Origin of the sequence: Streptomyces sp. CCM_MD2014 (genome assembly GCF_000772045.1) — a bacterium.
GTDB lineage: Bacteria > Actinomycetota > Actinomycetes > Streptomycetales > Streptomycetaceae > Streptomyces > Streptomyces salinarius.
Window position 1 is genome coordinate 5565085 of sequence record NZ_CP009754.1, and the last position, 12898, is coordinate 5577982.

At 74.6% G+C, this 12898-nt stretch carries 13 protein-coding genes; 8 read left to right on the top strand and 5 right to left on the bottom strand.

Annotation, left to right across the window (positions count from 1 at the left end):
- Positions 1-5 precede the first annotated feature (5 nt).
- The 7 genes from NI25_RS24875 to NI25_RS24905 are packed head-to-tail and all read left to right on the top strand — an operon-like array spanning position 6 to position 6011.
- On the top strand, positions 6-527 hold the full coding sequence (locus NI25_RS24875) for a cupin domain-containing protein (RefSeq protein WP_061444562.1): 522 nt from the start codon (positions 6-8) through the stop codon (positions 525-527).
- Positions 520-1287, top strand: a complete 768-nt coding sequence (locus NI25_RS24880; protein ID WP_078884726.1) for an SDR family oxidoreductase — start codon at positions 520-522, stop codon at positions 1285-1287. The genes NI25_RS24875 and NI25_RS24880 overlap by 8 nt, the downstream gene beginning before the upstream one ends.
- Before the next feature lie 46 nt (positions 1288-1333).
- Entirely contained in the window at positions 1334-2125 is a 792-nt protein-coding gene (locus NI25_RS24885; protein ID WP_061444563.1) for an SDR family oxidoreductase, read from the top strand.
- Between the two features lie 9 nt (positions 2126-2134).
- Positions 2135-3766: a thiamine pyrophosphate-binding protein gene (locus NI25_RS24890; protein ID WP_061444564.1), complete on the top strand. Its 1632-nt coding sequence runs from the start codon at positions 2135-2137 to the stop codon at positions 3764-3766.
- A 14-nt stretch (positions 3767-3780) separates the two neighbouring features.
- Positions 3781-4725, top strand: coding sequence for a PDR/VanB family oxidoreductase (locus tag NI25_RS24895; RefSeq protein WP_061444565.1), 945 nt, complete (start codon positions 3781-3783; stop codon positions 4723-4725).
- A gap of 28 nt (positions 4726-4753) precedes the next feature.
- The gene (locus NI25_RS24900) at positions 4754-4981 is read left to right on the top strand and encodes a recombinase-like helix-turn-helix domain-containing protein (RefSeq protein WP_078884899.1); all 228 of its coding nucleotides are present in this window, start codon (positions 4754-4756) and stop codon (positions 4979-4981) included.
- A 1-nt stretch (position 4982) separates the two neighbouring features.
- A complete protein-coding gene (locus NI25_RS24905) occupies positions 4983-6011 on the top strand; it encodes an aromatic ring-hydroxylating oxygenase subunit alpha (RefSeq protein ID WP_061444567.1) in 1029 nt (342 codons plus the stop codon).
- Here NI25_RS24905 and NI25_RS24910 read toward each other — a convergent pair.
- The 5 genes from NI25_RS24910 to NI25_RS24930 all read right to left on the bottom strand — a co-directional run bounded on the left by NI25_RS24910 (position 5990) and on the right by NI25_RS24930 (position 12007).
- Positions 5990-6541, bottom strand: coding sequence for a MarR family winged helix-turn-helix transcriptional regulator (locus tag NI25_RS24910; RefSeq protein ID WP_061444568.1), 552 nt, complete (start codon positions 6539-6541; stop codon positions 5990-5992). The genes NI25_RS24905 and NI25_RS24910 overlap by 22 nt on opposite strands.
- A 289-nt stretch (positions 6542-6830) precedes the next feature.
- The gene (locus NI25_RS24915) at positions 6831-8192 is read right to left on the bottom strand and encodes an AAA family ATPase (protein ID WP_061444569.1); all 1362 of its coding nucleotides are present in this window, start codon (positions 8190-8192) and stop codon (positions 6831-6833) included.
- Entirely contained in the window at positions 8189-9832 is a 1644-nt protein-coding gene (locus tag NI25_RS24920) for a hypothetical protein (protein ID WP_061444570.1), read from the bottom strand. Before NI25_RS24920 ends, NI25_RS24915 begins: the two co-directional genes overlap by 4 nt.
- A complete protein-coding gene (locus tag NI25_RS24925) occupies positions 9823-11097 on the bottom strand; it encodes a hypothetical protein (RefSeq protein WP_107071833.1) in 1275 nt (424 codons plus the stop codon). Before NI25_RS24925 ends, NI25_RS24920 begins: the two co-directional genes overlap by 10 nt.
- Positions 10994-12007 carry a phosphatase PAP2 family protein gene (locus NI25_RS24930; protein WP_061444572.1) on the bottom strand — a complete coding sequence of 338 codons (1014 nt, stop codon included), beginning with the start codon at positions 12005-12007 and terminating at the stop codon, positions 10994-10996. Before NI25_RS24930 ends, NI25_RS24925 begins: the two co-directional genes overlap by 104 nt.
- A gap of 204 nt (positions 12008-12211) precedes the next feature.
- Here NI25_RS24930 and NI25_RS24935 point away from each other — a divergent pair, with 204 nt between their 5' ends.
- Positions 12212-12808: a histidine phosphatase family protein gene (locus NI25_RS24935; RefSeq protein ID WP_061444573.1), complete on the top strand. Its 597-nt coding sequence runs from the start codon at positions 12212-12214 to the stop codon at positions 12806-12808.
- Positions 12809-12898 lie beyond the last annotated feature (90 nt).

The following is a 12898-nucleotide window of genomic DNA, read 5'->3' on the forward strand; positions in this document are numbered from 1 at the left end:
TCACCATGCCGCTGACCACCGACGAGTACGACAACGGCTCGGACCTCGCCAAGTACACCGACTCCCTGATCGCCACCAAGGCCTCCCGCGAGCCGGACTGGGGCACGCTGTCCTTCCAGGAGAAGGCGGGCCCGCAGTACAAGCGGGCGCAGATCCGCTACGTCGGTTCCGGCGCCACCGGCAACCACGAGGACGACGGCCGGATCCTGCCCTCGGGCGGCTTCACCTTCTCCAACATGCTGCTGCCGCCCGGCGCCGAGGGCCCCGCCCACACCCACCACGACGTCGAGGAGGCCTTCTTCGTCCTGGAGGGCCGGGTCCGCGTCGGCATCCACCGCGGCCCCGACGAGACCGAGTACCGCACCCTCGGCTACCGCGACATGATCGTGGTCCCGGCCGGGGTGACCCGCTCGCTGAAGAACGAGGGCGACACCGACGCGCTGTTCTGCGTCATCATCGGCACCCGGAAGCCGCAGGTGCCGACCTACCCCGAGTACTCCCCGCTGTACGGCGTCACCCGTGACTGACCCGGCGGGCGCACGCCCCACCGTCGTCGTGACCGGCGCCGGCCGTGGCCTGGGGGAGGCCATGGCCCGCCGGGCGGCGGCCGACGGGTACCGCGTCGTCGTCGCCGAGCTCAACGAGGAGTGGGGCGCCCGTACGACGGCGGCGATCCGGGCGGCGGGCGGCGCGGCCGACTTCGTCGCGCTGGACGTCGCCGACCCCGCCTCCGTCGAGGCGCTGGCCGCCCGCGTCGCGCCCGGCGGACCCGCGTACGGCGGCCCCGTGTACGGCCTGGTCAACAACGCGGCGCTGGCCAACGGCGTCGGCGGCCGGGAGTTCCAGGACCTCGACGTCGAGACCTGGGACCGGCTGATGACCGTCAACGCCCGCGGCCCCTGGCTCGTCGCCAAGCACCTGCTGCCCCTGATGTCCGGCCCCGGACGCATCGTCAACATCGCCTCCGACGCCGCCCTCTACGGCTCCCCGCGCCTCGCCCACTACATCGCCTCCAAGGGCGCGGTCCTGGCCCTGACCCGGGCGATGGCCCGCGAACTGGGCGAGCGGGGCATCACCGTCAACGCGGTGGCGCCCGGCCTGACGGAGGTCGAGGCGACCGAGACGGTACCGGCCGAGCGGCACGCGCTGTACGCGGCGAACCGCGCGATCCCCCGGCCGCAGCAGCCCGACGACCTGGTGGGGCTCGTCTCCTTCCTGCTCGGCGAGGAGTCCCGCTACCTCACCGGACAGGTGGTCGCCGTCAACGGCGGCTTCACCATGCACTGAATCCCGCTCCCCGCCCCCTCCACACCCCCGTTCGCAAGGAGTACCCATGGACCTCGGCCTCGCCGACCGCACCGTCCTGGTCACCGGCGGCAGCTCCGGCGTCGGCCTGGCCACGGTCCGCGCCCTGCTCGACGAAGGCGCCCGCGTCGCCACCTGCGGCCGCGACGCCGACCGGCTCGCCAAGGCCGCCGCCGGTCTCGGCGCCGGCCGGGACCGCCTGTACACGGGCGTCTGCGACGTCCGGGACGCCGACGCCGTACGGGACTTCACCGAGCGCGCCGCCGACCGCCTCGGCGGACGGCTCGACGGGCTCGTCAACAACGCGGGCCAGTCGCGGATGAAGACCCTCGACGAGACGACCGGGGACGACTGGCGCGACGAGCTGGAGCTGAAGTTCGCGGGCGTGCTCCATCCCCTGGCCGCCGCCCGCGGCCGGCTCCGCGCCTCCGACGCCGCCGCGATCGTCAACGTCAACGCCGTCCTCGCCAAGCAGCCGGAGACCCGGCTGATCACCACCAGCGCCGCCCGCGCCGGCATCCTCAACCTCTCCGCCTCGCTGGCCCGCGAACTCGCCCCCGAGGGCATCCGCGTCAACTCCGTCTGCCTCGGCCTGGTCGACACCGGCCAGTGGACGCGCCGCCACGCCGCCGCCGACAGCGGGCTCACCTACGAGGAGTGGCAGGCGGAGATCGCCGCCGACCGGGGCATCGCGCTGGGGCGCCTCGGCCGTGCCGAGGAGGTCGCCTACGCGATCGTCTCGCTGCTCTCGCCGCGCGCCTCCTACATCACCGGAACCAGCATCGACGTCTGCGGCGGAGTCGGCCGCGGCATCCTCTGAGGAGTTCGCATGCGTTACGACCACGGTGGCGGACTCCTGACCGCCCATCTCAAGTCCCTCGGCGTCGACACCGTCTTCGGCATCGTCTCCGTGCACAACCTGCCGCTGGTGGAGGCCGTCGAGGCCGACCCGGAGCTGCGGTTCGTGCCGGTGCGGCACGAGGCGAGCGCCGTCAACGCCGCCGACGCGTACGGCCGGGCCCGCGGCTCGATCGGCTGCGCGCTCACCTCCACCGGCACCGGCGCGGGCAACGCGGCGGGCTCCCTGATCGAGGCGCTGTCCTCCGGGACGGCGGTGCTGCACATCACCGGCCAGGTGGAGTCCGCGTACCTCGGCAGCGGGCGCGGCTTCATCCACGAGACCAAGGACCAGCTCGGCATGCTCGCCGCGGTGTCCGCGTACGCCGCCACCGTCACCTCCGCCCGCGACGCCGGCCGCGTCCTGCGCGAGGCGTCCGCCGCCGCGCTCGCCGTGCCGGGCGGTCCGGCGAGCGTGGAGTGGCCGATCGACCTCCAGTACGCCGTCCAGGAGGACGACGGCGAGACCGCGCCCCTCGCCGGACCCCCGGTGCCGGACCCGTCCGAGCTGGCGGCGGCACGCGAGCTGCTGGCCTCCGCCCGACGCCCGCTGATCTGGGCCGGGGGCGGCGCGAGCACCGCCCGCGAGCACCTGCTCGCCCTGCTGGAGGCGACCGGCGCGGGCCTGCTCACCTCCAACTCCGGTCGCGGCGCCGTACCCGAGGACCACGACCAGGTCGTCGGCAACTTCGCCACCACGCCCGCCGGACGCGCGCTCCTGGCCGACGCGGACGTGCTTGTCACCGTCGGCACCCACTTCCGCTCCAACGAGACCGCCGACTACGGGCTCCGCCTCCCCGAGGCGCACATCCAGATCGACGCCGACGCCGCCGCCCTCGGCCGGGTGTACCCCGCACGGCACGGTCTGCACGGCGACGCGCGGGCCGTCCTGCCGTCGCTCACCGGGGCCGCCGTACGGGCCGACGCGCACTGGACGGACCGGGTCCGCCGGGTGCGCGACGAGGTGCGGGCCGCCCTGCACGACGGCATCGGCCCGCAGGCCGCGATCTGCGACGCCCTCGCCGCCGCCCTGCCGCGCGGCAGCGTCGTCGCCCGGGACGTGACCATCCCGTCCTCCTCCTGGGGCAACCGCCTGCTGCCGGTCCACGACCCGCGCGCCAACGTCTTCCCGCGCGGCGGCGGCATCGGCCAGGGCCTCGCCATGGGCATCGGCGCCGCCCTCGCCCGGCCCGACGAGCCCACGGTCGTCATCGCGGGCGACGGCGGCCTCGCCGTGCACCTGGGCGAACTGCTCACCCTCGCCCAGGAGCGGCCCCGCCTCACCCTGATCGTCTTCAACGACGGCGGCTACGGCGTACTGCGCAACATGCAGGCCACCTACACCGAACGCCGCTCCGGAGTCGACCTGTTCACCCCCGACTTCGCCGGGCTCGCCGCCGCCTGCTCCCTCCCGTACGCACGCATCGGCGACGCGAGCGAGGCCGCCAAGGTGATCGACGCCGCCGTCGCCTCCGACGGGCCGACCCTCGTCGAGGTCGACCTGGCCGCGCTCGGCCCGATGAAGAACCCGTTCACCCCGCCCGTCAAGATCCCCGCCCGGTAGGGAGGCCCGCCGACATGAGCACCACCGAAGAGCAGGAACTGGACCTCCTCGTCCACCGCACGACCTGGGAGGCGCAGGGCGTCCTCTCCGTCGAGCTGGTCCACCCGGACGGCAAGCCGCTGCCCGCCTGGACACCCGGCGCCCACCTCGACCTGCACGTGGGCGGTCACGTCCGCCAGTACAGCCTGTGCGGTGACCCCGAGGACGCCGGGAGGTACCGGCTCGGCATCCTCGACGAGCCCGCCTCGCGCGGCGGTTCGCGCCATGTGCACACCAGGCTGCGGCCCGGCCAGACTGTGCGGGTGGCCGGGCCGCGCAACCACTTCGCCCTCGAACCCGCCGCCTCCTACGTCTTCGTCGCCGGCGGCATCGGCATCACCCCGATCCTCGCCATGGCCCGCCGGGCCGAGCGGGACGGCATCCCCTACCGGCTGGTCCACGGCGGCCGGACCCGCGCCTCGATGGCCTTCGGCGGCGAACTCGCGGCGCTCGGCGGCGAGGTGACCCTCGTACCGCAGGACGAGCAGGGGCACATCGACGTGGCCGGCATCCTCGCGGACCTCCCGGCGGACGCGCTCGTGTACTGCTGCGGACCCGAGCCCCTGCTCAAGGCCGTCGAGGAGGCGGCGCCCGAGGGACGGCTGCGCACCGAGCGGTTCGCCGCGCCCGCCGTGACCCGCGAGGGCGACGACGGCGCCTTCGACGTCGAGTGCCGGGCGTCGGGCGTGACCCTGCGCGTGGAAGGCGGCACCTCGATCCTGGAGGCCGCCGAGAACGCCGGACTGGCCGTCACCTCCTCCTGCCGGGACGGCATCTGCGGCTCCTGCGAGACCCGCGTCCTCGCCGGCACCCCCGACCACCGCGACTTCCTGCTCAGCGACGCCGAACGCGCCGCGGGCGAGACGATGATGATCTGCGTCTCGCGCTGCGCCTCGGACCGCCTCGTCCTGAACCTCTGACCGCCTCACGCCTGCGATGGAGAACGCCGTGCCCGAGACCGCCTGGCCGTACCTGGACCCCCACCAGACCCGTGACCACGAGCCCACCCCGTACGAGCTGAAGCTCGCCCGCACGCTCGAGGACATCTTCACCAAGGACGGTCACGAACTGACCGACGTGATCGACGGACTCAACTCCCGCCAGCTGCGCACGCCCACCGGCGAGCCCTGGACCGAGGAGTCCTTCCGCGCCGAGATGAACCGCCTGGGAGCCTGACATGACCCTCTCGACCCACGACTCCGCCGACCACATCTACGCCCACGGCCTGCGCAACCAGTGGCACCCCGTCGTACCGTCCCACTTCGTCGCGCCCGGCGGCATGCGCAGGGTGACCGCGCTCGGCGAGAACTGGCTGCTCTTCCGCAAGTCCGACGGCGGCCTGTCCATGCTCGCCGACCGCTGCCCCCACCGCGGCGCGCCCCTGTCCCTCGGCAAGCACCTGGGCGACCGAGTCGCCTGCTGGTACCACGGCGTCGAGGTCGACACCGCCGGCACGGTCACCTCGGTGCCCGGACTGCCCGGCTGCAACCTGGAGGGCAAGACGCTGGTCACCTCGCTGCCCGTGCGCGAGGTCGGCGGCGCGGTCCTCGCCTACTTCGGCGACGAGGAGCATCCCGAGCCGGTCGAACTCACCCTCCCCGAGCCGCTGGCCGACGACGAGATCTCCGCGTTCCTCTGCTACGCGGAGTGGGACGTGCCGTGGCGGTTCGCCATGGAGAACCTGCTCGACCCGATGCACGGCGCGTTCCTGCACTCCGAGTCACACACCATGTTCGCCGGTGACACCACGGCCAAGTTCCGCATCCGGGAGACCGGGCGGGGTTACTTCTTCGAGAAGACCGACCAGCGGGGCGTCAACTTCGACTGGGTCGAACTGTGCCGCACCGGCGTCGACTGGGTGGACCTCTCCATCCCCTACCCGCCGTCCGCGGGCCCCGGCGGACCCTTCGGCATCGTCGGCATGGCCTGCCCCGTGGACGCGGGGCGCACCGGCGTCTTCTTCTGGCGCTACCGCAAGGTGAGCGACTGGCAGCGCGACACCTGGCGGCTCCTGTACAAGACCCTCATCGAGGCCCGCCACTGGGAGGTGCTGGAGCAGGACCGCGTGATGCTGGAGAACATGCCCGCGGACGCCGACCAGCGCGAGAACCTCTACCAGCACGACCTGGGAGTGGTCCGGCTGCGCCGGCTGTACCGGGCGCAGGCGGAACAGCAGTCGGCGGTTCAGCCCGTCCCGGCCGGCTGATCCGGGGCGGCGTCGTCGGAGTCCACGATCGAGCGCTCCAGCTTCGACAGCAGACGGCTCAGCTGACGGTGCTCGGCGGGGGAGAGCCCGCCGAGCATCCGGCGTTCGTTCTCCAGGTGCTCGGCGAACACCTCGTCCACCTTCGCCAGGCCCGCCTCGGTGAGCCGCGAGTACACCACGCGCCGGTCCTCGGCGTCCCGTTCGCGCACCAGCAGGCCGTCCTTCTCCAGCCGGTCGAGCCGCAGCGTCACCCCCGCCGAGGAGACCAGCCCGGAGGCGGCGAGCTGTCCGGCGGTCAGCCGGTACGGGGCACCGGACCTGCGCAGCGCGGTCAGCACGTCGAACCCGGCGACGGACAGCCCGTGCTCGTCGAGCCGCGAGGTCATCCGTTGCTGGTACTGCAGATACGACCGGTGCAGCCGGGCCAGCACCTCCAGCGGCGAGGTGTCCAGCTCGGGCCGCTCCCGCGCCCAGTCCGCGACGATCCCCGCCACCGCGTCCGGCCGCCTCGCCGCCCTGCCCTGCGCCATATCATCCCCTCGCGGCGTACGTTCAGATGGAGAAATCTTAGCCCTAAGGGAAATCCCCCGTCCGCCGGTCCGCTCCGACTCCCGGGCGCCCGGCGGGGCTGCGGGTCGGGTGGGAGGGGTGGTGGTCAGGGCCGCCAGGTCACCCGGTGTTTCCGCGGGGTGGGCCGGCACCGCGTGGTTGGCCTCCCATCCGTCGGGGCTGTGTCGTTCGGCCGCCTCCGGCGGCGTGCCGGACTCCGTCCGGCGGTTGGGCGGCGCGGCGCTGCGGGTCGGGTGGGAGGGGTGGTGGTCAGGGCCGCCAGGTCACCCGGTGCTCCGCGAGGTGGGCGAGCACCGCGTGGTTGGCCTCCCAGCCGTCGGGGAACTTCACCAGCGTTCCCAGCTGGACCGGTTCCGTGGACGGGTAGTCGTCCAGCAGGGCGCCCACGCCCTCGCGGCAGACCACGATGCACGCGTGCCGGTGCCGGGAGGCGAGGACGCACAGGCGGCCGGTCTCCAGGTGGAAGGCGGTGGCGTCGGGGCGGCCGGAGAGCGGGTGCAGGACGACCGTGACGTCGTACTCGCGGCCCTGGAGGCGGTTGGCCGTGTCCACGGTCACGTCGTGCACGCCGAGGTCGGCCAGCGCCGCGCGGACCGCCGCCGCCTGGTCCCGGTGCGCCGTGCCGACGGCGACACGGGCGGCGGTCAGGGGAGCGGGGTCGGGGGAGCGCTCGGACGTCGCCCGTCCCTCCCGGTCGAGCAGGCGCCGGACCACCGCCGCCACCGCCCGCACCGCCTCCGGGTCGGTGCGCGGGGTGTGCCGGGGCGGCAGTTCCAGCAGGCCCCAGCCCGAGGCGGCCGCCTCGTCGATCACCCGGTCGGGACCCGAGCCGTCCGACGGCACCGCGAAGGCCAGGCGCCGGTCGCCGTGGTCCGTGCCGCTGCGGAAGGGCGTGTACGGGTAGAAGGCGTCCGAGACCAGCCGGGCCGCCGACGCGGGCAGGCGCCAGGAGACCGGGAGACGGTGCTGGGGGAGCCCGGGGTTGTGGGCCAGGAGGGTCGTCACCGCCGAGGACGACGGGTCGTAGGCCAGGCCTGCCCACTGCTCGCCGCCCACCGTCGAAAACGGGTCCAGCTGGCCCGGGTCGCCCACGAACAGCGCCCGTTCGAAGAGCCCGGCGACCGCGAGCAGGGAGTCCGAACGCATCTGGTACGCCTCGTCGACGATCGCGTGCCGCCACGGCTCGTCCACCGTGACGTGCGCCCACTTCGCCGCCGTGGACAGGACGACGGACAGCCCGGCGAGGTCGGCGGCCTTCGCCGACTTGCGGACGTTCTCCAGAGCGTCGAGCGCCTTGTCGTACGGGTCGGCGTCACTGCTGTGCAGGCGGCCCACCGGAAGGTCCGGGTTCTTCTCGGCCAGGCGCAGCACCAGGTCGTCCACCTGCGCGTTGGTCTGCGCCACCACCATCAGGGGGCGGCCCGCCTCGGCCAGCTCCAGCGCCGCCCGCACCACGAGCGTGGACTTCCCGGCGCCGGGCGGGGAGTCCACGACGACGCCGCGCTCGGTGCCGTGCAGGGTGTCGTGGAGGATCGCCGCGGTGGCGCGGGCCGCCTCCGCGCCCGGGTCGAAGGGCGCGGGTGCGGGTGCGGACAGGGCCTCGGCGGTCACAGCAGGTCCTCCTCGGTCTGGGCGTCGGCGGCCTCCGGCACCGCGGCCGCCTCACCGGGCGGGCCGCCGTGCGTCCACGGGGTCTGCTCCGGGTCGGGGAGCTTCGCGCCGCCCCGCTGCTCGTGCTCGAAGAGCGTGAAGCAGACCAGGTCGCCCTTCTCGGGCACCGACCCGGCCTCGGGCTCCTTGCCGCGGCCCATCTTGTCCATGATCCGCAGGACCAGCGTCCCGCCCACGGCCCCGGCCCCGTCGTCCGGGCCGTCGTCCGACGGCGCGGGGCCGACGTACTCCGCCGTCTGGGGTTTGCCGCCCAGCGAGCGGTACACCTTCACCCGCTCGCCCAGGTGCGGGCGGTCGTCCGTGCGGACCGTCACCAGCGGGCGCGGACTGGGCCGCTTGCTCTCGCTGTACGCCATCACCACGTCGACGACCTCACCCGCGAACGCCTCCCCGGACAGCCGGCGCCCCGCCATCACCAGCGGGTCGTCCAGCGCCTCCTGGGCCTCCAGACGGGCCTGCTCGCGCTCGCGCGTGGCCAGCTTGTTCGCCGCCGTCACCGCGTCGTCCCGGCGGGGCTGCGGGGGCTCACCGGCCAGGATGCGGTCGCGGTGCGAGGTGAACGACCAGCGGTCGCGGGTCCAGCGCTCCTCGACGTGCGCCCCTTCGGGCAGCTCGCCCAGCAGGTCCAGGCCCCGCCACACCGCGTCCCAGGTGGGGCGGGTACGGCTCTCGACCAGGACGCGGATCTCCCGCTCGGCGGCCACGAGCGCGCCGAGCCGGTCGTCCGCCTCCAGTCCGTCCTCGGCGGCGGCCAGCGCGGTACGGGCGCGGTCGTAGCGCTCGATGGCGGGGGCGAGCAGCTTGTTGTCGAAGGCCGGGTCGGTCGCCGGGCCCGCCGGCGGGCACAGCAGCTGCCCGTCGGCGTCGCGGGCCAGCTCGGCGCGGCGGGCCGCCTCGGCGCCGGTCGGGCCGGGGTCCTCGGCGTCCTCCGGCGCGATCCACGCGAGCAGGGCGCCCAGGTGCTGGTCCTCCAGCGTGGACTGCCCGGTCGCCCAGTGCCGGCCCAGCAGGTCGGTCATGGCCAGGAGGAGGGAGGAGCCGGGCACGCGGGCCCGCTCGCCGTAGTGGGTCAGCCACCGGCCGAGCAGCGGCACCCGGGGCGGCGCGGGGTGCGGGGTCTCCGGGTCCTGCTCCGCCGTACGCCGAAAGCGCATGGAGCGGCCCAGCAGCCGTACGAAGTCGATGCCCGCGCGGCTCGGCACGACCAGCTGCGCGGCGTCCGCGCACAGGTCGACCTCGACCTTGACCCGCTTGCCCGTCTCCGGGTCGGTCTCGGTGCGCTCGGCGGCCTCTACGCGCTCCGCGTACGCCTCGACGTGCGGCAGCACGATGTCGGCCAGCTCGGCCAGGAACGCGAAGCGCAGGTCGCGGTCGCGGGGCTGCGGCACGACCAGCAGCCGCGGCGCGTCCCGGTCGGTGCCGACCAGCGCGCCGAGCGGGGCCCCGGCCTCACCGGCGGTGATCAGCGGCACGAAGACCAGCGGACGGTCGGACAGGTGCCGGTGCCGGACGGTGGCGGCGGGCTGGGCACGGCCGGTGCGCACGGCCTCCAGCCGGGCGAGCGTGGTGATCAGCGACACGCGGACACCTCGCCGGCCCCGACTCCGGTCCCCGCCCCGGCGCCGATCCCGCGAGCGCCGCCGTCGCCCGCCGTTCCGCCGGGTGCCGCACCGGCCGTCGCGAGCGCCTCCGCGCGCAGCCGGGCCGCCCTGCGCAGCGCGGCCACCGCCGGGTCGTCCGGGTCGCCGGCCTCCCCGCGGGCCGCGGCCAGCACCTCCTCGACCGTGGACAGCCCGCCCAGCTCGGCCCGCACCGGGCGGCCCAGGCAGGTCACCGCACCGGCGTCGCGGGAGCGGGCACGGCAGTGGAAGGCCAGCTCGCACGCGGACAGGCACTCCGGCGCGTACGTCGCCGGAACCGCCTCGACCGCCGCCGCGAGCTCCTCGGCCGACTGGTCGGGGGAGAAGCAGACGCCCTCCGGGAGCGCGTCGGCGATCTCCTCGATACGGGTCAGCCGGGCCAGTTGGCGGTCGGTGACGGCGCGCTGCTTGCGCACGTCGACGGCGGACGCGGTGGGCAGGTTGGAGAAGTCCTTGGGGCAGACCAGCAGGACGCGGTGGCGCACGCGCGGGGCCGGGTCCAGCCGGGCCGCGACCCGCTCCAGGGCCAGCACGTACACCGCGGCCTGCCGTGCCGCGGCGCCGACCTTCGCCGGGTCGGCGGAGCCGTCCAGCATGGGGAAGGACTTGATCTCGACGACCGTCCAGCTGCCGTCCGGGTGCACCACCACGGCGTCCGGCTCCAGGAAGGCGGGAGAACCGGCGACCTCGAGGGCGAGCATCGGATGGTCGAGCAGCGTCCACGCACCGGCGGTGCCGGTGGCCTCGCGCAGGGCCAGCGACGTGCGCGCCGCACGCCCCTCGGGGCCGGTGGCGGACAGGTCGGGCACCTCCACCCGGGCCTCGGCGGGCGGCTCGGCACCGCGGTCCAGCTTCTCGTGCACGAGCCGCAGCAGCTCGGCGCCGCCGTCCGCCTTCACCTTCGCCTCGAAGGCGTTGCCCCGGACGAGGGCGAACTGCGACTGCCCGAAGACCGACGGAGAGCCCAGCGCGCTCGCCAGCGAGCCCTTGTCCACCCCGGCGCCGTCGAGGATCGCCCGTCGGCGACACCCAGGGTTGGCGGCGAGGGCGGCCAGGGCGCGCGCGTCCAGCGCCTTGGCCGGTACGTCGGGACCGCGCAGCTCAGCGAGCCGGTGCCGGAGTCTCGTCCCCTGCGTCCGAGGGGGCGGGGTCCGGCTCGGCTCCCGCTCCGAGCCGCTGCTCGCGCTGCCGTGGAAATCGCTCACCCGCGGAAGTCTGGCATCCGCCACTGACATTCGCGGAACCCGCGCCGTCGGCGGCGGTGGCGGAGGCGGTCGCCGGGGCGGAACCGGCGGCGGCCGCGGGGGCGTCGCCGGAGGCGGTCCCGGCCGGTGCGAGACGGGCCGGGAGCCGGGAGCGCAGCCGCTGGGCGGTCCGCAGCACGAACGGCGTCAGCAGCAGCCCCGCACCCATCACGGCCGCGCCCGCGACCGCGTCGAGGAAGTAGTGGTTCGCGGTGCCCATGACCACGATCGTGGTCCCCAGGGGGTAGACGACGGCGACCACCTTCGCCGCGCGCGTGCCGCCGTAGCGCCACAGCATCACCCCGCACCACAGGGCCCAGCCCACGTGCAGGCTCGGCATCGCCGCGTACTGGTTGGTCATGCCGCCCATGCCGCGCGGCGCGCTCGCCGCGCCGCCCCACCAGCCGTACGAGCTGTACTGGGCCATCGTGTCGACGAAGCCGTGGGAGGCGTCCAGCAGCCGGGGCGGGCAGGTCGGCAGGAGGGTGAAGCCGATGAGACCGATGAACGTGGACGTCATCAGCCAGGTGCGGGCGGCCCGGTAGCGCACCGCGCGGGAGCGGAACAGCCAGATCAGGACCGCCGGGGTGACGAGGTAGTGCAGCGACGCGTACCAGAAGTCAGCCGGGACGCCGATCCACGGCTCCCTGGTGAACAGACGGTTGAGGGGGTGCTCAGCGTTGAGGAAGAGCGCCTTCTCGATGTCCAGGATGGCCAGGCCGTGGTCGACGGCGTCCGCGACGTCGCCCCGCACGAGCAGGCGCCCGGCGCTGTAACAGGCGTACACGAGGACGATGAGCGGCAGCTCGGTCCACCAGCGCAGCCGAGTCTTCGGGGCCGTCTCGGTGCCCGGTTTCTCGGTGTGCCGCAATCCGATCGCCCTCCCCCTTCTCACTTCTCGTTCACTCGTGCGCCCGGACGGACACGGACGAGCCACTCTACGGCCTGGCCGGGCCCGCTCCTCGAAGCGCCCTCGGACCGGATAGACGCCGGCAGTGCCCCTCGGGTTGCCCGCACGGACAGTACGGGATGATGGAGAGGTCCTCTCAGACATTTCTCCCGGAAAGGCCTCTTCATGGCACCGCGCATTCTGCTGGCCCGGCACGGACAGACGGAGTGGTCGCTGTCCGGCAGACACACCGGCAGGACCGACGTGCCGCTCCTGGAGGAGGGCCGGCGCGGCGCGAAGCTGCTCGGCGAGCGGCTGCACCGGGCGCCGCTGGACGGGCTGGACGGCGTGGAGGTGCGGACCAGTCCGCTGGTGCGCGCGAGCGAGACCTGCGAGCTGGCGGGCTTCGGGGAGCGCGCACGCGCGTGGGACACGTTGATGGAGTGGGACTACGGCGCGTACGAGGGCATGACGCCGGACCAGATCCAGGCGGTGCGGCCCGGCTGGCTGATCTGGCGGGACGGGGTGCCCGAGGGGGAGAGCGTGGCGGACGTCACGGCGCGCGCGGACGAGGTGGTGGCGTGGGCGCGGGAGGCGGACCGGGACGTGCTCGTCTTCGCCCACGGGCACGTGCTGCGGGCGATCGGGGCGCGGTGGCTGGGGCTGCCGGTGTCGTTCGGGGCGCGGATACGGCTGAATCCGACGTCGCTGTCGGTGCTGGGGTGGGCGTACGGGGAGCCGGCGGTGGAGAGCTGGAACGACGTGGGGCACCTCGTCGGCTGACGGTTGGTGCGGGTGCGGGTGCGGGTGCGGGTGCGGGTGCGGGTGCCGGTTCCGGTGCCGGTGGCGTGCTTGGCGGTGCACGGCGTCGGG

Coding starts and splice junctions, on each gene's coding strand:
- NI25_RS24875 (WP_061444562.1), top strand. CDS start 6: ATGCCGCTGACCACCGACGAGTACGACAACGGCTCGGACCTCGCCAAG.
- NI25_RS24885 (WP_061444563.1), top strand. CDS start 1,334: ATGGACCTCGGCCTCGCCGACCGCACCGTCCTGGTCACCGGCGGCAGC.
- NI25_RS24890 (WP_061444564.1), top strand. CDS start 2,135: ATGCGTTACGACCACGGTGGCGGACTCCTGACCGCCCATCTCAAGTCC.
- NI25_RS24895 (WP_061444565.1), top strand. CDS start 3,781: ATGAGCACCACCGAAGAGCAGGAACTGGACCTCCTCGTCCACCGCACG.
- NI25_RS24905 (WP_061444567.1), top strand. CDS start 4,983: ATGACCCTCTCGACCCACGACTCCGCCGACCACATCTACGCCCACGGC.
- NI25_RS24910 (WP_061444568.1), bottom strand. CDS start 6,541: ATGGCGCAGGGCAGGGCGGCGAGGCGGCCGGACGCGGTGGCGGGGATC.
- NI25_RS24935 (WP_061444573.1), top strand. CDS start 12,212: ATGGCACCGCGCATTCTGCTGGCCCGGCACGGACAGACGGAGTGGTCG.